The organism is Actinomyces timonensis DSM 23838, assembly GCF_000295095.1.
Lineage (GTDB): Bacteria > Actinomycetota > Actinomycetes > Actinomycetales > Actinomycetaceae > Actinomyces > Actinomyces timonensis.
The window spans coordinates 586233-605021 of sequence record NZ_JH806632.1 but is presented as its reverse complement, the minus strand read 5'-3'; the positions used below and the strand labels follow the sequence as shown (position 1 = coordinate 605021).

Here is an 18789-nt window from a genome sequence, read left to right as displayed (position 1 = left end):
CCATGTGAGGGTTATCAGGGGCGGGGAGAGGGGCGTGCGCCTGCTCGGTTGAGCAGGCGCACGCGCTGATCAGATGGGTCGGGTGACCTTCGCGACCGCGTCGGCGTCGGTGGCCTCGGCCTCGGCGGCGGCGATCTGCTCGACCCTCTCGGTGTAGGAGGCTAGCTCCTTCGCGGCGTCGTTGTCAGACCAATGGAGGAGCGGGGCCATGATCCCCAGGATCTCCTTGGCGGCGGACAGCCCGCGGTCTCGGTGGGACAGGTCCAGGCGCACGCGGTGCAGCAGGACGTCCTCAAGGTGCTCGGCGCCCTCGTGCGTGACGGCCCAGGCGACCTCGGCGCGCAGGTAGGTGGGCGCCTCGGCCAGGGGCTCGCCCAGGCGCTGGGAGTCCTTGGCCTCGGCGTCGGCGTCGATGAGCCCGAGGATGTCGGCGGTCTCGTCGCCGTAGCGGTCCAGCAGGTGCGTGATGCGCGCCAGTGTCCAGTCGCGCTCCGCCGCGAGCTGGGCGGCGCGGCCGGCCATCTCCTCATAGCCCTCGGCGCCCACGAGGGGCAGGTTCTCGGTGCGGCTGGGGTGGGCGTAGGCGAGGGCCTCGCCCAGCGCGTGGTCGACGGCGTCGACGCCCATGACGCGGTAGGTGGTCAGCTTGCCGCCTGCGATGGCGGTCAGGCCGGGGGCCACGCGGGTGACGGTGTGCTCGCGGGAGACCTTCGTGGAGGCCGCCTCGGCGCCCGGCTTGAGGCGGGGCTGGAGCAGGGGGCGCAGGCCCGCGTAGACGCCGATGATGTCCTCGCGGCGGATCGGGCGGGTGAGCACGGAGTTGGCGTGCTCCAGGACGTAGTCGATGTCCGCGCTGGTGGCCACCGGCTTGGCGACGTCCTCCTCCCACGGGGTGTCCGTGGTGCCGATGACCCAGTACTCGGGCCACGGGATGATGAAGAGGACGGACTTCTCGGTGCGCAGGAAGATGCCGGACTCGGCGTCGATGGCGGTCTTGGGCACGACGATGTGGATGCCCTTGGACGCCAGGACCTTGAGGCCGCCCTCGGTGGTGGCCATGTCCTGGACCTCCTCGGTCCACACGCCGGTGGCGTTGATGGTGCGGGCGGCGCGGATCTCGATCTCCTTGCCGCTGGCGAGGTCGGTGGCGGCCACACCGGTGACGCGGCCCTCGTCGTCCTTGAGGAAGCCGGTGACACGGGTGCGGTTGGCGGCGTGAGCGCCCAGGCCGACGGCGGTGCGGACCAGGTCGATGACGAGGCGCGAGTCGTCCACGCGGGCGTCGTAGAAGCGGATGGAGCCGGCCAGGTGGCTGGTGTCCAGGGCGGGGGCCAGGGCGGCGGTGCCCTTCTTGCCCAGGTGCTTCTGGATGGGCACGGTCTTGTGCCCGCGGGCGCCGACCACGGCCAGGGCGTCGTACATGCCCACGCCGACGGCGGAGTAGGTGCGCTCGTAGTGGTGCTTGAGCGGCCACAGGAAGGGCTGGGCCTTGACGAGGTGGGGCGCGTTGTTGGTCAGGAGGCGGCCGCGCTCGGTGAGGGCCTCGTGGACGAGGGCGAAGTTGGCCTGGTAGAGGTAGCGCAGGCCTCCGTGGACGAGCTTGGAGGACCACGACGACGTGCCGGAGGCCCAGTCGCCCATCTCGACGATGCCGGTGCGCAGGCCGCGGGAGGCGGCGTCGACGGCGATGCCGGCGCCGGTGACGCCACCGCCGATGACCAGGACGTCGAGCGGCTCGTCCGTGGGGCCGTTCGCGGACAGGGCGGCGAGCGCCTCGGCGCGCTGCTCCCGGTTGAGGGCTGTGGATCGCAGTGGTGTGGGTGCGGGGGCTGGGCTTGCCATGGTGGCTCCTCGGTCTCGACGGTGAGCGGCTGCGTCTCGGGCGCGGCTGTCAGGGTGGCGGTTGTTCCCTACGACACATCGTTGAGGGTTGTGAGAGGATGGGCAAGCAGTCTGCACGAACGTGCAGAATCGGTGCGCGAGGCGGAGGAACATGACCACTCGGAGTGACGATTCTCCGCGGAATCCCAACGGTTCGGGCGAGAATTCCGCGCTGCTCAGGGCGTATGAGGCGGCGTCGATGTACTACGTGCAGGGCGAGACCATGGAGGTGATCGCCCACCACCTGGGGGTGTCGCGCTCGACCGTCTCCCGGCTCCTCGAGCGCGCCCGCGCCACCGGCATCGTGCGCATCGAGCTCACCCAGCCCGGCGGCGCCGGCTCCATCGAGGGGCGCTTCGCGTCCCTGTTCGGGGTGCGCGCCCAGATCGTTCCCGTGCGCGAGGGCGCCACGGAGATCCATCGGCTCCAGCAGGTGGCGGGTGTCGCCGCGGCCCGGATGGTCGAGCTCGCCGCCGATCTGGCCGAGCGCCGGGCCGCCGAGGCGCCGGGTGCCCCGGGCGTCGGGGGCGGCGCTGAGGGGGTCGGGGACGGCGGGCCCGGGGAGGCCGGCTCCGCGGGGGCCGCCGGCCCGAGGGACTCGGGCGCTCCGGGCGGCCCGGATGGCTCCGGTGGCTCAGCCGTCCCGAGCGACCAGAGCGGCGCGCTGAGCGCGGGCGGCCGGGGCGTCGTCGTCGGCGTGGCCTGGGGCACCACCATGTCAGAGGTGAGCGCGGCCCTGCCCGCGCGGCCCGTGCCGGGGCTGACGGTGGTCCAGCTCAACGGCGCCACGGACCCGATGGAGATGGGGCCCAGCGCCGGCGAGGTGCTCTCGAGGGTCGGCGAGGCGCTGGGCGCGCGCGTGGTGGCCTTCCCCGTCCCGGCCTTCTTCGACCATGTGGCCACGCGCGAGGCGATGTGGTCCGAGCGCTCCGTGCGCCGGGTGCTGGCGCTGGCGCGCAGCGCCGACCTGGCGGTCTTCGGTGTCGGGTCGGTGGTCCAGGGCGTCCTGCCCTCGCAGGTCTACGAGGGCGGGCACGTCAGCCGCGCCGACCGTGTGGCGCTGCGCCGCGAGCGGGTGGTGGGCGACGTGTGCACGGTGCTCCTGCGCGCCGATGGCTCGTGGAGCGATATCGCCCTCAACGCGCGGGCCACCGGGCCCACCCCCGCCCAGCTCGCCCGCATCCCGAGGCGCCTGTGCGTGGTGGCGGGCAGGGCGAAGGCCCCCGCCCTGCTGGCGGCGCTGCGGGCGCGGGTGGCCACGGATCTCGTCGTCGACGACGCCACCGCCCGCGCCGTTCTCGAGCTCGCCTCCACCCCATAACCCTCCCCTATATCCGAGACCGGGCGAACAGCACCGCGAGATTCTGAATCGCCGCGTGGTTTCGCATCTCGCGGTGCTGTTCGCCCGGTCTCGCGGTGCTGTTCGCCCGGTCTCGATGGGAGGGGGCGGAGGGGAGGGTCAGGCGCGGGCGCGGGCCAGGGCCTGGGAGGCGACCTCGGCGACGTGCTCGCCGGTGAAGCCGTACTCCTCGAACAGGCGCGCCCCGGACGCGGAGGCGCCGAAGTGCTCGAGGGAGACGATCGCCCCGGAGTCGCCCACGATCTCGCGCCAGCCCATCGCGATGCCGGCCTCCACGGAGACCCGCACGGCGCCCTCGGGAAGCGCGGAGGCGCGGTAGGCCTCGTCCTGCTCGGCGAACCACTCCAGGCAGGGCGCCGAGACGACGCGGGTCGGCGTCCCCGCCGCGCCCAGGCGCTCGCGCGCGGCCATGGCCACGCCCACCTCGGATCCGGTGGCGATGATGACGACGGCGGGGGCCGCCTTCGCCCCGGAGGCGTCGACGGCGTCGGCGAGCACGTAGGCCCCCCGGCGCACGCCCTCGGCGGCCGCCTCGGGGGAGGCGTTGACCGTGAGGTTCTGGCGCGACAGGATGATGCCCGCCGGCTCGCGGCGACGGCGCAGGATCTCCGCCCAGGCCGCGGCGGTCTCGTTGGCGTCGCCGGGCCGCACCACGGCCAGTCCCGGAATGGCGCGCAGCGCTGCCAGGTGCTCGATGGGCTGGTGGGTGGGGCCGTCCTCACCCACGCCGATGGAGTCGTGCGTCCAGACGAACACCGAGCCGACCCCCATGAGCGCCGCGAGGCGCACGGCGGGGCGCATGTAGTCGGAGAACACCATGAAGGTGCCGCCGTAGGGGCGGGTCAGGCCGTCCAGGGCGATGCCGTTGAGGATCGAGCCCATCGCGTGCTCGCGCACGCCGAAGTGGATGGTCCGCCCATAGGGGCCGTCGCCCTCGCCCACCGCAAGGGAGGCGGGCAGGAAGGACGGCTCCCCGGCCATCGTCGTGTTGTTCGACCCGGCCAGGTCCGCCGAGCCGCCCCACAGCTCGGGCACCACGGGCGCCAGGGCGGTGAGCGTCTTGCCGGAGGCGGATCGGGTGGCGACGGCGTCGCCGAGCTCCCAGCGCGGGAGCGCGGCATCGAGGCCCTCGGGCAGCTCGCCGGCGCGCAGGCGCTCCAGCAGCGCGGCGCCCTCCGGGGCGGCGGCGCTCCAGGCGGCGAAGCGGGCGTCCCAGTCGGCGCGCAGGGCGGCCGCGCGCTCGGCGGCCTGGGAGCGGGTGTGCTCCAGGACCTCGGCGGGCACCTGGAAGTCGGCCTCCGGGTCGAGCCCGAGGGCCTTCTTGAGCCCGGCGACCTCCTCGGCGCCGAGCTTGGCGCCGTGCGAGGACTCGTCGCCCTGCTTGGTGGGGGAGGGCCAGGCGATGATCGTGCGCAGGCGGATGAGGGTGGGCCGGGTGGTGTCGGCGCGCGCCTCGACGAGGGCGGCGTGCAGGGCGTCGTAGTCCTCGTGGTACTGGCCGCCGGCCTTCCAGTCGACGTCGAGCACCTGCCAGCCGTAGGCGGCGAAGCGTGCCGAGGGGTCCTCGGTGAAGGCGATGTCCGTGTTGCCCTCGATGGAGATGTCGTTGTCGTCGTAGATGGCGATGAGGTTGCCCAGCTGCTGGGTGCCCGCGAGCGAGGCGGCCTCGGAGGCGACGCCCTCCTGGAGGCAGCCGTCGCCCACGATCGTGTAGACGTAGTGGTCGAAGACGGACTCGCCTGCCGGGGTGGCGGCGTCGAAGAGGCCGTGCTCACGGCGCGCGGCCATGGCCATGCCCACCGCGTTCGAGATGCCGGCGCCCAGCGGGCCGGTGGTGGTCTCGACGCCGGCGGTGTGCCCGAACTCGGGGTGGCCCGGGGTCAGGGAGCCCCAGGTGCGCAGCGCGGCGATATCCGAGATCTCCAGTCCGTAGCCGGCCAGGGCCAGCTGGATGTACTGCAGGAGGGAGGCGTGCCCGATGGAGAGCACGAAGCGGTCGCGGCCCAGCCAGTTGGAGTCGGCGGGGTCGCAGGCCATCTCCTTCTGGTAGAGCAGGTAGGCGACGCCTGCCAGGGAGATGGGGGTTCCGGGGTGCCCGGAGCCGGCCTTCTCGACGGCGTCGGCCGCCAGGGCCTTGGACACGGCGATGGCCTTGTGATCGAGGTCGGTCAGCAGCGCGTGTGTGGTCATGCGATCCTCCTAGGACGGCGGTCCGTGGGCTGGGGCGGTGTTGCTTGTCTGTCACACACTAACGAAGCGCGTCACGGCGCAGAGCGCCAGCGCCTCGATGCTCATATGTGCGTAGGGCCGAGGGGAGTCGGCGTGGATGTGAGGCGGAGCACGATAGCACTGGTCCGCCGTTCTGTGGCAGGGCTCACGAGGCAACTGCTCATGTGTGCAGGCGATCGTCAAATGCGCCGTCGTTCAGCAGAATAAGAAACACGCATGGAACCACCGCGTCCCCTTGCGCGCGCCGAACCGCGGCACGCACCCCAGGGAACGGCGCGGGCGAGCAAGGAGGCCGCATATGGGATACAGGATCGTCGTCGCCTGTGACGACGCCGCCGTCGACTACAAGGAGACGCTGAAGAAGGACCTCGAGGCAGACCCCCGGGTCGACGAGGTCATCGACGTCGGGGTCTCCGCCGACGAGCACACCGACTACCCCCACGTGGCCATCAAGGGCGCGCGCATCATCGCCGACGGCGGCGCCGACCGCGGCCTCTTCTTCTGCGGCACCGGCATGGGCATGGCGATCTGCGCGAACAAGGTCCCCGGTATCCGCGCCAGCGTCGCCCACGACTCCTTCTCCGTCGAGCGCCTCATCAAGTCCAACAACGCGCAGGTCCTCACCCTCGGGCAGCGGGTCATCGGCATCGAGCTCGCCCGCAGGCTCGTGCGCGAGTGGCTCGGCTACACCTTCGACACCTCGTCGCCCTCGGCCCGCAAGGTGGCCGCCCTGGAGTCCTACGAGACCGGCGCCTGACCCCTCAACCACCCTCCCGAGCGCTCTGACACAGCGCAGCCCAACCACCCAACACTTCAAGGACGAAGCATGACACCTGACATGACAATGCCGCTGCTGGACAACCTGGACCTGTTCTGGCTCCTGGCAGCCTGCGTGGGAGGCATCATCGGCGCCATCGTGGGCCCGAACAACGCCTTCGGCTTCACCGGCGTGATGATCCTGACCGGCTTCGGCATCGCCGCCACCACCGGCAGCACCTTCTTCTTCGACTACGTCGCCTTCGGCCCGGCCTTCGGCCCGCACGTCGCCTTCGCCGGGGCGGCCGCCGCCTCGGCCTACTCCGCCAAGAAGGGATTACTCGCCACAGGGCGGGATATCGATACCCCGCTCGGCAGCCTCAAGGACCCGACGGTCCTGTGGCTCGCCGCCGGATTCGGCGTGGCCGGCATGGTCGTCCAGCGCCTCATCGCCCTCATCCCGTGGTTCGGCTCCCACACCGACTCCGTGGCCCTGACCGTCTTCATCTCCGGCTGCGTCGCCCGCCTGGCCTTCGGCTCCACCGGCATCTTCCACGGCCCGACCGCCCCCGAGGGCACGCACCGCTGGCTCGACCACCAGGAGACGCCGGGTCAGCTCGGCACCGTCGCCTTCGGCGCCGCCTTCATGGCCTCCGGCGTGGGGATCGTCCTGGCCTCCTACGCCAAGGCCAACCTGCCCGAGACGGCGGCGACGGCGGTGGTCAACAGCGCCCAGGCCCTGCCCTTCGCCTTCTCCGCCCTGTGCATCTTCCTGCTCGTGGCCGGCCAGAAGGTCAACGTCACCCACCACATCACCATCATCGCCGCTCTGGCGGCCGTCCAGTTCTGGCTCGCCACCGACAACGCCTGGCTCGCCCTGGTGGTCGGCATCGTCTTCGGCATCATGTCCGGCTTCGTCGCCGAGTTCGTCATCGCGCGCCTGACCTACTACTACGGCGACACCCACATCGACCCGCCGGCCGGGACGATCTGGATCATGACCACCCTCATCCACATCGCCCTGCTCGCCGTCTGAGCGCGGCCCCGGTTGGGGGACGGCCCGCTCCGTCCCCCCAACCCCCAAGCCCCCCACGCGCCGCCGTCGCAATCCGCCAACCGCCCGCACACTCCAGGAAGCCCCGCATGAGTTCCACGAGCCCCACGCTCACCGCCCCCGAGCCCGCCCAGGACTGGCCGACCGAGCTCTACGACGCCTACGTCTTCGACATGGACGGCACCATCTACCTCGGTGATCACTTCCTGCCCGGGGCGAAGCGCCTCATCAACGAGCTCCGACGCCGGGGCATCCCCGTGCGCTTCCTGTCCAACAACCCCACCAAGGACCCCGACCAGTACGCCGAGAAGCTCGCGCGCCTCGGCCTGCCGACACCGGTGGGGGAGATCGCCAACACGGTGGTCACGACCGTGCGCTGGCTCAAGGCCAACCACCCCGATGCCACCGTCTTCGCCATCGCCGAGGAGCCCCTCAAGCGGGCCCTGGCCGAGGCCGGCATCGCCCAGAGCGAGGACCCCGAGGAGATCGACATCGTCATCGCCTCCTACGACCGCACCTTCGAGTACCGCAAGCTCCAGATCGCCTTCGACGCCATCTGGTTCCACAAGCGGGCCTTCCTCATCGCCACCAACCCCGACCGCTTCTGCCCCTTCCCCGGAGGGCGCGGGGAGCCCGACTGCGCTTCCATCATCGCCGCCATCGAGGCCTGCACCGGCATCACCTGCCGCACCGTCATCGGCAAGCCCAACGCCTCGATGCTCCAGGCAGCCATCGGCGACCTCGATGTGCGCCCCGAGCGCTGCATGATGGTCGGCGACCGCCTCGGCACCGACATCCAGATGGCCGTGCGCACCGGCATGCGCTCGGCGATGCCCCTGACCGGCGAGTCCACCCTCGCCGAGGCCCAGGCCCTCGACCCCGCCGATCGGCCCACCTTCATCCTCGACCGCGTCGACCGCCTCATCCCCGCAGCGCTGTGGGACGAGCTCGGCTGGAGCGAGGACAACGACCCCGTCTCCTGATTCCCCATGACTCTCCCACACCACCACGACCGCACCACCGCCACGACATAGGCACGACACAGAACGGAGACCAACGATGGTCAGCCCCGGATACGAAGGCCCCTACCTGCTCGGCATCGACTACGGAACGGAGTCCTGCCGCGCCGCGATCTTCGACCTCGCCGGTCGCCCGATCGCCTTCGCCGCCACCCCGTACACCACCACCCACCCCCGCCCCGGCCAGGCCGAGCAGAGCCCCGAGGACTGGTGGGACGCCCTCAAGGCCTCCGTCTACCGGGTCCTCAACGAGACCGGGATCCCCGGTCGCCACATCGCCGGCATCTCGTACGACGCCACCACCATGACAGTGGTCGCCATGGACGCCCATGGCCGCGAGCTGCGCCCTGCCATCATGTGGATGGACGTGCGCGCCACCGAGCAGGCCGCCCGAGCCGAGACCATCGACCAGTGGGCCCGCCTCTACAACGGCGGCGGCACCATGGGCGCCACCGCGGAGTGGTACCCCTTCAAGGCCGCCTGGCTCAAGGAGAACGAGCCCGAGGTCTACAAGGCCGCGCACCGGCTCGTCGACGCCCCCGAGTGGCTCAACTACAAGCTCACCGGCGAGTGGACTCTCAACATCAACTCCGCCGCGCTGCGCATGTACTACAACCGCGACAAGGGCGGCTGGCCGGTGGAGTTCTACGAGCACATCGGCTGCGGCGACGTCTTCGACAAGATCCCCGAGAGGATCCTCGACCTCGGCGAGCCCGTCGGCGGACTGACCACCGCCGCCGCCAAGGACCTCGGCCTGCTGCCCGGCACCCCGGTGGCGCAGGGCTGCCCGGACGCCTGGGCGGGCCAGATCGGCCTGGGCGTCGTCGAGCCCGGCAAGACCGCCGTCATCACCGGCTCCTCCCACGTCATCACCGGCCAGTCGCCCAACCCCCTGCACGGCAAGGGCTTCTTCGGCGGCTACACCGACGGCGTCATCCCCGGCCAGTACACCTGCGAGGGCGGGCTGGTCTCCTCGGGCTCCGTGCTCAAGTGGTTCAAGGACAACTTCGCCGGCGACGTCACCGCCGCCGCCGAGCGCCTGGGCTACAACCCCTACAAGATCCTCGACGAGCGCAGCGCGAACGTGCCCGTCGGCTCCAACGGCCTCATCATCAACGAGTACTTCCAGGGCAACCGCACCCCGTACACCGACTCCAAGGCGCGCGGCATCGTGTGGGGCCTGACCCTGGGCACGACGCCTGAGGAGTTCTACCGCGCGATCCAGGAATCCGTCTGCTACGGCACCGCCCACGTGCTCAAGGCCTTCAAGGACGCCGGCTTCGCCTCCACCGAGCTCGTCGCCTGCGGCGGTGCCACGAAGTCCCGCGACTGGATGCAGATGCACGCCGACGTCACCGGCGTCCCCGTCACCCTGACCGAGGTCGGCGACGCCGTCGTCCTGGGCTCGTGCATGCTCGCCGCCGTCGGCTCCGGGCAGTACCACTCCATCCAGGACGCCGCCCGCAACATGGTGCGCGAGACCGACCGCATCGAGCCGCGCCCCGAGGTCCACGAGGAGTACCAGTTCTACCTCGACAAGTACATGGAGACCTACCCGCGCCTGCGGGACCTCTCCCACGAGATGGTCGACCACCTCGCCTGAACTCCTGAGCACCCCAGGAAGGAAGCAGCAACCATGACACAGCCCTCAGGCACCGACCTCATCACCCAGGCCCTGGCCACCGCGACCGACACCAAGGAGATCGCCTTCGGCCACGACGTCCTGGGCCAGGCGGGCCCCCTCTTCGCCCGCCTCTTCCCCGGCAAGCGCGTCATCGTCGTCGCCGATGGGAACACCTTCGCCGCCGCGGGCCAGCCCGTGGTGGACTCCCTGGCCGCCGCCGGGGTGGAGGCCGTCGAGCCCTACATCTTCCCGGGCACGCCCACCCTCTACGCCGGCTACGAGAACGTCGAGATCCTGCGCGAGCACATCCGGCCCCTGGAGGACACGATCGTGTGCTCCATCGCCTCGGGCACGCTCAACGACATCGCCAAGCTGGCCTCGGGTGAGCTCGAGCGGCCGTACATGAACGTGTGCACCGCCGCCTCCGTGGACGGCTACGCGTCCTTCGGCGCCTCGATCTCCAAGGACGGCTTCAAGATCACCCGCAACTGCCCGGCGCCCGCGGGCCTCGTGGCGGACCTCGGCGTCATCGCCGCCGCCCCCAAGCGCCTGACCGCCACCGGCTACGGCGACCTCATCGAGAAGGTCCCCGCCGGCGCCGACTGGGTGCTCGCCGACGAGCTCGGCATCGAGCCCATCGACGACTACGTCTGGGGCCTGGTCCAGGGCCCGCTGCGCGACGCCCTGTCCGACCCCGAGCGCATCGGCGCGGGCGACGCCGAGGCGATCAGCGGCCTGGCCGAGGGCAACATCATGTCCGGCCTGGCCATGCAGGCCGCCCAGTCCTCCCGCCCCGCCTCCGGCGCCGGCCACCAGTTCTCCCACGTGTGGGAGATGGAGGGCCACGGCCTGGACTGGGAGCCTCCGCTGTCGCACGGCATGAAGGTCGGGATCGGCACCATCGCCTCGTGCGCCATGTGGCAGGAGATCCTCGACCGCGGCCTCGACTTCGTGGAGTCCATCGACGCCGACGACGTCGTGGCGCGCGCCCGCACCGACGAGCAGATCGAGGCGGCCGTGCGCGAGGCCCTCATCCCGCGCATCGCGCAGGAGGCCGTCGGCCACGCCGTCGGCAAGAACCTCACCGGCGACGCCCTGCGCGAGCGCATCGCCCTCATCAAGAAGGCCTGGCCGCGCGTCGTCGAGCGGGTCCGCCCGCTGCTCATGACCCCCGAGGAGGTGGCCGACCGCCTCAAGGCCGTGGGCGCCCCCTACCACCCCGAGATGATCGGGATCGACATGGACCGCTTCCGCGCCACCCACGTCAAGGCGCAGATGATCCGGCCCCGCTACACGATCCTCGACGCCCTGACCGACCTCGGGCTGCTCGACGACGTCGTCGACGCCCTCTTCAGCGCGGACGGCTACTGGGGGCGCCACCCCCACAAGGAGCAGGACTGACGCGTCCCGCCCGGCCCGGCGCGACCCCGCGGGGCCGCGCCGGGCCCCTCCACCCGAACCACAGACCCTGTATGCGAAGGAGCACGACGACGATGACGACCACCGACACCCCGCCCCCCGCCCCGGCCACCGAGGGCACCTACACCCTGGGCCTCGACTTCGGCACGCTGTCCGTGCGCGCCGTCGTCACCCGGGTCTCCGACGGCGAGATCCTCGCCGACGCCGTGAGCGAGTACGCCACCCCGATCATGGACCGGCGCCTGACCGCCGGGGACAACCGGGAGCTTCCCCCGGAGTTCGCCCTCCAGGTGCCCGGCGACTACCTGGAGTCCATGTGCGCCGCCAGCGCCGCCGCCGTGCGCGCCTCCGGGGTGCGCGGGGCCGACATCATCGGTGTGGGGCTCGACGTCACTTCCGCCACCGTCGTCGTCACCGACTCCGACGGCGTGCCCATGTGTGAGAAGCCGGAGTTCGCGAACAACCCGCACGCTTACGTCAAGCTGTGGAAGCACCACGGCGCGCAGAGCCAGGCCGACCGCATCGTCGAGCTCGCCAAGAAGCGCGGCGAGGCCTGGCTGCCCCGCTACGGCGGCATCCTGTCCGCCGAGATGCTCCTGCCCAAGGCCCTGGAGACCCTCGAGAAGGCCCCGGACGTCTACGCCGCCACCGGCGAGATCGTCGACATGCTCGACTGGCTCACCTGGCGGCTCACCGGCACCCTGGCCTACTCGGCCTCCGACTCCGGCTACAAGCGGATGCTTCAGGACGGCGTCTACCCGACCGAGGAGTTCCTGGGCGCCCTCAACCCCGACTTCGCCGACGTCTACTCCACCCGCATGAACCACCCGATCGCCGCCCTGGGATCGGCCGTCGGCGGGCTCACCGCCGAGTACGCCCAGGCCTTCGGGCTGCGCGAGGGCACCCCCGTGGCCGCGGGCAACATCGACGCCCACGTCCACGCCGCCTCCGTCAACGCCGTGCGCCCCGGCCAGCTCACCGGGATCCTGGGCACCTCGACCTGCTGGGTCCTGCCCGCCGAGGAGTGCGTGGAGGTCCCGGGCGTCTTCGGCGTCGTCGACGGCGGCATCTCCGAGGGCACCTGGGGCTACGAGGCCGGGCAGTCCGCCGTGGGCGACTCCTTCGCCTGGTTCATCGACAACAACGTGCCGCGCTCCTACTTCATCCAGGCCGAGTCCGAGGGCATCTCGATCTTCGCCCTCCTCGCCCGCCTGGCCGCGGACCAGGAGGTCGGTGAGCACGGCCTGGTGGCCCTCGACTGGTGGAACGGCAACCGCTCCCCGCTGGTCGACTCCCAGCTGACCGGCCTCATGATCGGCCAGACGCTCGTGACCCGCCCCGAGGACCAGTACCGGGCGCTTCTGGAGTCCACCGCCTTCGGCGCGCGCGTCATCATCGAGAACTTCGAGGCCTACGGCGTGCCCGTCACCGAGGTGCGCGTGGCCGGCGGCCTCATCAAGGACGAGTTCCTCATGCAGATGTACGCCGACATCACGCGGCTGCGCCTGCTGACCGCCTCCACGATCCAGGCGGGGGCCCACGGCTCGTCGATCTTCGCCGCCGTCGCCGCGGGCGCCTACCCGGACCTGCCGTCCGCGGCGACCGCCATGGGAGGTGTCTCGGAGAAGGTCTACGAGCCCAACGAGAAGGCGGCCGTTCAGTACGATCGCCTCTACGAGATCTACCGCCACCTGCACGGCCTGTTCGGGCGGGGAGACGAGACGATGCACGCCCTCAAGGCGCTGCGCGCCGACGCCCTGCGCCGTCGGGCCGAGGGGGCCGGCGACGAGTGACGCCGGCCGGCGGCCAGTGAGATCGCAGTCAGATCGCACTGAGATCGCAGTCATATCGCAGCGGCACTGCGGAGATGCTGAGGGCGCTGCGCGGCACCGGTGAGGCCGGGCCGCGCAGCGCCCGAGCGCCTGGGGAGGAAGACGATGAGCGACGCCGAGCGCGATGCCCTCATGCTGAGGGCCGCCGAGCTCTACTACTACGAGCGCCTCACGCAGGCCGCCATCGCCGATCGGCTCATGTGCTCGCGCTGGACCGTCGGGCGGCTGCTGGAGGAGGCCCGCGACTGCGGGATGATCACCATCTCGATCAACCACCCGCATGCCCGCGACCGTTCCCTGGAGAACCAGATCCGGGGCGCCTTCGACGTCGTCGACGCCATCGTGGTGGCCTCGCCGGAGGAGGCGGGCGCCGCCGGGTCCGTCGTCGCCTCGGCGGCCGGCGACTACCTCACCGGGCTGCGCCCCCGCCCGACGAGCCTCGGCGTGGCCTGGGGGCGCACGATCGCCGCGGTCGCCCAGGCGATGCCCGACCGCTGGACGAGCGGTCTCAAGGTCTACCAGGCCTTCGGCGGGCTCATCCGCTCCGATGACGACGACGTCGTCATGCGCTCGATCAGCCTCATCGCCCGCAAGGGCCAGGGGATGGGCAGCCTCCTGCCGGCCCCCGCCCTCGTGCGCGACGTCGACCTGGCCCGGCGCCTGCGCCAGGAGCCGGCCATCGCCCAGACCCTCCGCGACGCCGCCAGCGCTGACACGATCCTCTACTCGCCAGGCGCCATCCGTGACGACTCCATCCTCGTGCGCTCGGGCTACCTCAAGGAGGGGCTGATGGAGCAGCTGCGCGCCAAGGGCGCCGTGGCGGACTTCTTCTCGCACTTCGTTGACGCCCACGGCGCGCCCGTCATCCCCGAGGTGGAGGACCGCGTCATCGCCATCGGCCTGGAGGCGCTCACCGGCCCGGGCCGGCGCGTCCTCGTGGGCCACGGCCAGGACAAGGCGCTGCCGATGCGCGTGGCCCTGGGCGCCGGGTACGCCAGCGCCGTCGTCACCGATTCGCGCACGGCCGCCGCCATCCTCGCTGGCTGAGGCGAAGCGGCGCCGCGCGGCCTGGGCGAAGAGCCAGTGGCCTCATCTGGGCCACTGGGCCGTCCTGAGTAGGGTGGGGCGATGAGTTCCGCCCCTGATGACCAGCCCGCCGCCACCAGTCCGGCTGTCGCCGCCGCAAGGGACCTGCCGATCCTGCGGCCGGCCCGGCCCGCGGATGTGCGCGCGATCGCCGAGCTCGTCCGACCGTTCGCCGAGAGGCGGATCCTCGTCTCCAAGGACCTCATCGCCTATTTCGAGGATGTCCAGGAGTTCACCGTCGCCGAGCTCCCGCCGGCGCCTGGGGCCGAGCGCCCCACGGGGATCGAGCCGGGGCGGATCGTGGGCTGCGGCGCGCTGCATGTCATGTGGGACGACATCGCGGAGATCCGCACCCTGGCCGTGGATCCCCGTCTGGGCGGCCGCGGCGTCGGCTCGGCGCTGCTGCGCTCCCTCATCATCCGGGCCCGGTCCCTCGACCTCCAGCGCCTGTTCTGCCTGACCTTCGAGGTCGGCTTCTTCAAACGGCACGGCTTCCAGGAGATCTCCGGGATGCCGGTGGGCACGGACGCCTTCGCCGAGATCGTCCGCTCCCACGACGACGGCGTCGCCGAGTTCCTCGACCTTGCCCGTGCCAAGCCCAACACCCTGGGCAACACCCGGATGCTCCTGGAGCTCTGAGGCCACCCGGCGCGTGGTCGGCGCCTAGCGCCCCGGCGACCCAGGGCCCAGGAGGGCCAGGACAGCCGCGACGCGGCGGTGGACCCCGCCGTCGGCGTGCAGCCCGAGCTTGGCGAAGATCCGCTGGATGTGCTTCTCCACCGCGCCCTCCGTGACCACCATGGCCTCCGCGATCCCCGCGTTGGTGCGGCCCTCGGCCATGAGCTCGAGAACCTCCCGCTCCCGGGGCGTCAGGGTGGCGACGGGGTCGTTCGCCCGGCCCCGGCCCATGATCTGGGCCACCACCTCGGAGTCGAGGACCATGCCGCCCCCGGCCACTCGCTCCACGGCGTTGATGAAGGAGTCGATATCCGAGACACGGTCCTTGAGCAGGTAGCCGATGGGCCCCGTGCCACTGGACAGGAGCTCGGAGGCGTAGCTGAGCACGATGTACTGGCTCAGCAGGAGGATCGGGGCCTCGGGCCATTCGGCGCGGATGCGCTGGGCCGCGCGCAGACCCTCGTCGGTATGCGAGGGGGGCATGCGGATGTCGCTGATCGTCAGGTCCGGGCGCAGCGCCAGGCACTGGGCCACGAGCTCGTCCCCGGTGCCGACGCTGGCGATCACCTCGTGGCCCTCGTCGGCGAGGATCATCGCCAGGCCCTCGCGCAGGAGGATCGAATCGTCGGCGATCAGGACTCGCACGGGATCACCGCCTCGATCATCGTGGGGCCCCCAGTGGGGGAGGAGATGCCCAGTGTGCCATCAACACCGGCCAGGCGCTGCTCCAGCCCCGCCAGTCCATGGCCCTTGGCCGTCGAGGCCCCTCCCACGCCGTCGTCGGTGATGATCACCCGCAGGAGCCCGCCGTCGGCCTCAGCGGTGACGGCCGCCTGGCTCGCCCCGGAGTGCTTGTTGATATTGGCCAGGGACTCGGCGACCACGTAGTAGGCGGCGGTGGCCGCGGTCATCGGCAGCGCGGGCAGGTCGGCCCTCACCGTGACGGGGACCGTTGAGCGCGTCGCGGCCTCCATGATGGCGGCCTCGAGCCCGCGGTCCACGAGGATCGGCGGGGCGATTCCCCTCGAGAGCTGGCGCAGTTCCAGGAGGGTGTCCTGGGCCTGCGCCATCGCGGCGTCGAGGAGCTCCTGGGCCCTGGCAGGGTCGCTGCCGGCATGCCGCTTGGCACGGGCGAGGTCCATGTTGAGGCGGACGAGGCGCTGCTGGGGGCCGTCGTGGAGGTCGCGCTCCAGGCGGCGCAGGGATGCCGCCTCGGCGGAGTGCGCAGCCTGGCGCGACTCCCGCAGGCGCAGGACATGCTCATGCTCGCGCGCGTAGTGGGAGAGCATGTGGTCGGCGTGGCCGAGCTGCATGCGGGCCAGTCCGCCGAGGACAGCAGGGGCGCTCCTCAGGCAGATCGCGCCGACGATGATGGTGATGACGACGTCGGCGATATGCGGGTGGGGCAGGTCGAGCAGCTCGCCCAGCACGGAGGGGCCGAGCTCGATGTCGTGTTCCCCCGGCCAGCGCTCCTCGACCCGGTACTCGATGTACTCCAGGATCGGGGAGACAGGGGCGACGGCGATCAGGGCGCACCAGACGACGGTGATCGCCCAGGTGAACAAGGAGATCGGGAAGCTGACGATGGCCCAGGCCACGTCACGCCAGGACTGCGGGTCGCGCAGCGGGGTGAGGAGGCGGCGCAGCGTCGAGTCGCCCGGGTTGGGCTGGGAGTAGATGAGGCTTGGTGCCTCGCGCCCGGTCAGGCTGGTGCCCACCTGGCGCTGCGCCGCCGCCCCGAGCCGGGCGATGAAGATGGCCTCCGATGAGGCCGAGCAGGCCGATCCCGCCCAGGAACGCGAGAGAGGCCCCCGTGGTGGTCATCACGACGACGGTGATGAAGAGAAGGAGGTGGACGGGCCATGCGAGGAAGAGGTAGGCGGCATAGGCGGCGGTTCGGCGCGCTGTTGCCCGAGAGGGACGGGTCGGGGCGCTGGGACTGTCTGGGACGCTCAGAGGCGCTGTCGTCGTGGTCATAGCTCCATCCTGGTTCGCGCGCTCATCCTGCCGGTATCCGGCTGCCGGGCCAAGCGGGGTGGGGCTAGCCGGACACGAGCCGCCCGCAGTGGTGCCCTGCCCCGCCTGTACGATGCGGGCCGAGGAGGCGGATGTGGACGGACAAGGCCCGGTGGGCACGGTGAGCACGGCGGGGCGCGGGAGCGACGACGCCGCGGTCTCGCAGATCGTCTCCTGGTACCGCCTCCACGCCCGCGACCTGCCCTGGCGCCGTCCCGGGACCTCGCCCTGGGCGATCCTCGTGTCCGAGGTCATGAGCCAGCAGACGCCTGTGGCCCGCGTGATCCCGGCCTGGGAGGACTGGCAGCGCCGCTGGCCGGGTCCCGCTGATCTCGCCGCCGCCCCCACCGCCGACGTCCTGCGCGCCTGGGGCCGCCTGGGCTACCCCCGCCGGGCCCTGCGCCTGAAGGAGTGCGCCGCCGTCGTCGTCGCCGAGCACGACGGCGTGCTGCCCGCCGAGCGCGAGCCGCTCCTCGCCCTGCCCGGCGTGGGGGAGTACACGGCCGGGGCTGTGCTGGCCTTCGCCCACGGGCGCCGCGCTCTCGCGTTGGACACGAACGTGCGCCGGGTCCTTGCCCGTGCCGTGGGCGGCCAGGCGCTGCCCGCGCCCCACCTGGGCCGCGCCGAGCGGGAGCGCGCCGAGTCCCTCCTGCCCGACGATGACGCGACGGCGGCCCAGTGGTCCGTGGCTGTCATGGAGCTCGGGGCGCTGGTCTGCGTGGCCCGCGAGCCGGACTGCGGCGCCTGCCCCTGGCGCCGGCGCTGCGCCTGGCTGGCGGTGGGGCGCCCTGCTGATGAGCACGCGGGCAGGCGCAGGACCCAGGCCTGGGCGGGCACGGACCGCCAGGCGCGAGGTCTCATCATGACGGTCCTGCGGAAGGCCGACGACGGGCGCGGCGTCCTCGCCGAGGCGCTGCTCGCCGCTGCCGCGGGCGCGGCGAAGCGGGGCGACGCCGATCCCGGCCAGCCCGCCCGGGCCCTTGCGGGCCTCCTGGCCGACGGCCTCATCGCCACCGACGACGCCGGCACCACCTACCGCCTGCCGTGACGGGAAAGCGCTTGCCGTGATGAGCCACGGGGCGCGCGGAGGCCGCCGTCGTCTCAGGTCCGGTTACTCGGGTTGATATCTCCTGGTCAGGAAGCTGAATACAGCAAACGTGAGCGGTCGAACCTAGCAAACGTGAGCGGTCGAACCTAGCAAACGTGAGCGGTCGAACCTAGCAAACGTGAACGGGCGGCGTTGTCGATCGACCCGCGCGAGGAGCCTCAGGACACGCCACCGGCAAGGCGGGGCGCTCACGGGGAGTGCGAGGCCCGGGCGGTACAGTCGGCCGCATGGCACAGGGACGCAGAGGGGGCAGTGGGAGCAGCGGTCGCTCGGCCAAGGGCCGGGGGAAGGACCAGCCACGTCCCGCGGGCTCCCCGCACGCCTCCGGTCGAGGAGCCTCCCAAGGGCGAGCGTCCGGCGCCTCGTCCCGCTCACGGGCCTCTGGGGGTGCGAAGGGCTCCGCCAAGAAGGGCGGGGATCCGCGCGTCGGGGCCCAGCGCGCCAAGAAGACGTCCTCCCAGGGCAAGGGGAGCGCCGGGCGACAAGCGCGGGGGAGCGGCACCGCGCCTGGAATGGGTTCCCGGGGGAATCGCCGCGGGCGATTGGACCGCACCGCCAATGCCTTGAGCACTCAGCGCCACCCGCGCGGAGGGGCCATGGGCGCCGTGAGGGGAGCCCTCGCCGCCCTCGCCTCCCGCTCCAAGGATCGGAAGGCCTCCACCCCCATCTCCTCGCGTGCCTCGGCGCCGCGCTCCGCAGCGTCGCCGCGTTCCAGTGCCCCGGCGCG

General features: G+C 71.9%; 14 protein-coding genes. 10 read left to right on the top strand and 4 right to left on the bottom strand.

All coding sequences use genetic code 11. The annotated features are described in order from the left end of the window. Positions 1–69: 69 nt before the first annotated feature. On the bottom strand, positions 70–1842 hold the full coding sequence (locus A1QA_RS0102750) for a glycerol-3-phosphate dehydrogenase/oxidase (protein ID WP_017177400.1): 1773 nt from the start codon (positions 1840–1842) through the stop codon (positions 70–72). 238 nt (positions 1843–2080) lie between these two features. Between A1QA_RS0102750 and A1QA_RS0102745 the strand changes: the two genes are divergently transcribed. Continuing rightward, complete coding sequence (locus tag A1QA_RS0102745) at positions 2081–3202, top strand: sugar-binding domain-containing protein (protein ID WP_017177399.1); 1122 nt, start codon at positions 2081–2083, stop codon at positions 3200–3202. A gap of 138 nt (positions 3203–3340) precedes the next feature. Here A1QA_RS0102745 and tkt read toward each other — a convergent pair whose 3' ends face one another. After that, positions 3341–5431, bottom strand: a complete 2091-nt coding sequence (gene tkt, locus A1QA_RS0102740; protein ID WP_017177398.1) for a transketolase — start codon at positions 5429–5431, stop codon at positions 3341–3343. A 337-nt stretch (positions 5432–5768) separates the two neighbouring features. On the opposite strand from tkt, the gene A1QA_RS0102735 reads away from it, so the two are divergent. From A1QA_RS0102735 to A1QA_RS0102700, 8 genes are all read left to right on the top strand, one after another. Then, a complete protein-coding gene (locus A1QA_RS0102735; RefSeq protein WP_017177397.1) occupies positions 5769–6227 on the top strand; it encodes a ribose-5-phosphate isomerase in 459 nt (152 codons plus the stop codon). 69 nt (positions 6228–6296) lie between these two features. Next, positions 6297–7262, top strand: a complete 966-nt coding sequence (locus tag A1QA_RS0102730; protein ID WP_026048634.1) for a DUF7973 family transport facilitator — start codon at positions 6297–6299, stop codon at positions 7260–7262. 107 nt (positions 7263–7369) lie between these two features. Then, complete coding sequence (locus A1QA_RS0102725; RefSeq protein WP_017177395.1) at positions 7370–8263, top strand: HAD-IIA family hydrolase; 894 nt, start codon at positions 7370–7372, stop codon at positions 8261–8263. Positions 8264–8339: 76 nt separating this feature from the next. Then, positions 8340–9902, top strand: a complete 1563-nt coding sequence (locus A1QA_RS0102720; protein WP_017177394.1) for an FGGY-family carbohydrate kinase — start codon at positions 8340–8342, stop codon at positions 9900–9902. A 33-nt stretch (positions 9903–9935) separates the two neighbouring features. Then, the gene (locus tag A1QA_RS0102715) at positions 9936–11324 is read left to right on the top strand and encodes a sn-glycerol-1-phosphate dehydrogenase (RefSeq protein ID WP_017177393.1); all 1389 of its coding nucleotides are present in this window, start codon (positions 9936–9938) and stop codon (positions 11322–11324) included. Between the two features lie 92 nt (positions 11325–11416). Continuing rightward, the gene (locus A1QA_RS0102710; RefSeq protein WP_017177392.1) at positions 11417–13135 is read left to right on the top strand and encodes a ribulokinase; all 1719 of its coding nucleotides are present in this window, start codon (positions 11417–11419) and stop codon (positions 13133–13135) included. Between the two features lie 144 nt (positions 13136–13279). Then, positions 13280–14221 carry a sugar-binding transcriptional regulator gene (locus A1QA_RS0102705; RefSeq protein ID WP_017177391.1) on the top strand — a complete coding sequence of 314 codons (942 nt, stop codon included), beginning with the start codon at positions 13280–13282 and terminating at the stop codon, positions 14219–14221. An 81-nt stretch (positions 14222–14302) separates the two neighbouring features. After that, positions 14303–14899, top strand: a complete 597-nt coding sequence (locus A1QA_RS0102700; RefSeq protein ID WP_017177390.1) for an amino-acid N-acetyltransferase — start codon at positions 14303–14305, stop codon at positions 14897–14899. Between the two features lie 24 nt (positions 14900–14923). Here A1QA_RS0102700 and A1QA_RS0102695 read toward each other — a convergent pair whose 3' ends face one another. Together A1QA_RS0102695 and A1QA_RS13150 are read right to left on the bottom strand one after the other, a co-directional pair. Continuing rightward, positions 14924–15583 carry a response regulator transcription factor gene (locus A1QA_RS0102695; protein ID WP_017177389.1) on the bottom strand — a complete coding sequence of 220 codons (660 nt, stop codon included), beginning with the start codon at positions 15581–15583 and terminating at the stop codon, positions 14924–14926. Next, positions 15571–16656 (bottom strand): sensor histidine kinase, encoded by a 1086-nt coding sequence (locus tag A1QA_RS13150; RefSeq protein ID WP_017177388.1) that lies wholly within the window; start codon positions 16654–16656, stop codon positions 15571–15573. The genes A1QA_RS0102695 and A1QA_RS13150 overlap by 13 nt, the downstream gene beginning before the upstream one ends. Positions 16657–17066: 410 nt before the next feature. On the opposite strand from A1QA_RS13150, the gene A1QA_RS0102685 reads away from it, so the two are divergent. Further along, positions 17067–18002: an HhH-GPD family protein gene (locus A1QA_RS0102685; RefSeq protein ID WP_017177387.1), complete on the top strand. Its 936-nt coding sequence runs from the start codon at positions 17067–17069 to the stop codon at positions 18000–18002. The last annotated feature ends 787 nt before the right edge of the window (positions 18003–18789 follow it).

Bases quoted from the DNA above. Each gene is read 5' to 3' on its own strand.
- A1QA_RS0102750 (WP_017177400.1), bottom strand. From the start codon at position 1,842: ATGGCAAGCCCAGCCCCCGCACCCACACCACTGCGATCCACAGCCCTC.
- A1QA_RS0102745 (WP_017177399.1), top strand. From the start codon at position 2,081: ATGTACTACGTGCAGGGCGAGACCATGGAGGTGATCGCCCACCACCTG.
- tkt (WP_017177398.1), bottom strand. From the start codon at position 5,431: ATGACCACACACGCGCTGCTGACCGACCTCGATCACAAGGCCATCGCC.
- A1QA_RS0102735 (WP_017177397.1), top strand. From the start codon at position 5,769: ATGGGATACAGGATCGTCGTCGCCTGTGACGACGCCGCCGTCGACTAC.
- A1QA_RS0102730 (WP_026048634.1), top strand. From the start codon at position 6,297: ATGACACCTGACATGACAATGCCGCTGCTGGACAACCTGGACCTGTTC.
- A1QA_RS0102725 (WP_017177395.1), top strand. From the start codon at position 7,370: ATGAGTTCCACGAGCCCCACGCTCACCGCCCCCGAGCCCGCCCAGGAC.
- A1QA_RS0102720 (WP_017177394.1), top strand. From the start codon at position 8,340: ATGGTCAGCCCCGGATACGAAGGCCCCTACCTGCTCGGCATCGACTAC.
- A1QA_RS0102715 (WP_017177393.1), top strand. From the start codon at position 9,936: ATGACACAGCCCTCAGGCACCGACCTCATCACCCAGGCCCTGGCCACC.
- A1QA_RS0102710 (WP_017177392.1), top strand. From the start codon at position 11,417: ATGACGACCACCGACACCCCGCCCCCCGCCCCGGCCACCGAGGGCACC.
- A1QA_RS0102705 (WP_017177391.1), top strand. From the start codon at position 13,280: ATGAGCGACGCCGAGCGCGATGCCCTCATGCTGAGGGCCGCCGAGCTC.
- A1QA_RS0102700 (WP_017177390.1), top strand. From the start codon at position 14,303: ATGAGTTCCGCCCCTGATGACCAGCCCGCCGCCACCAGTCCGGCTGTC.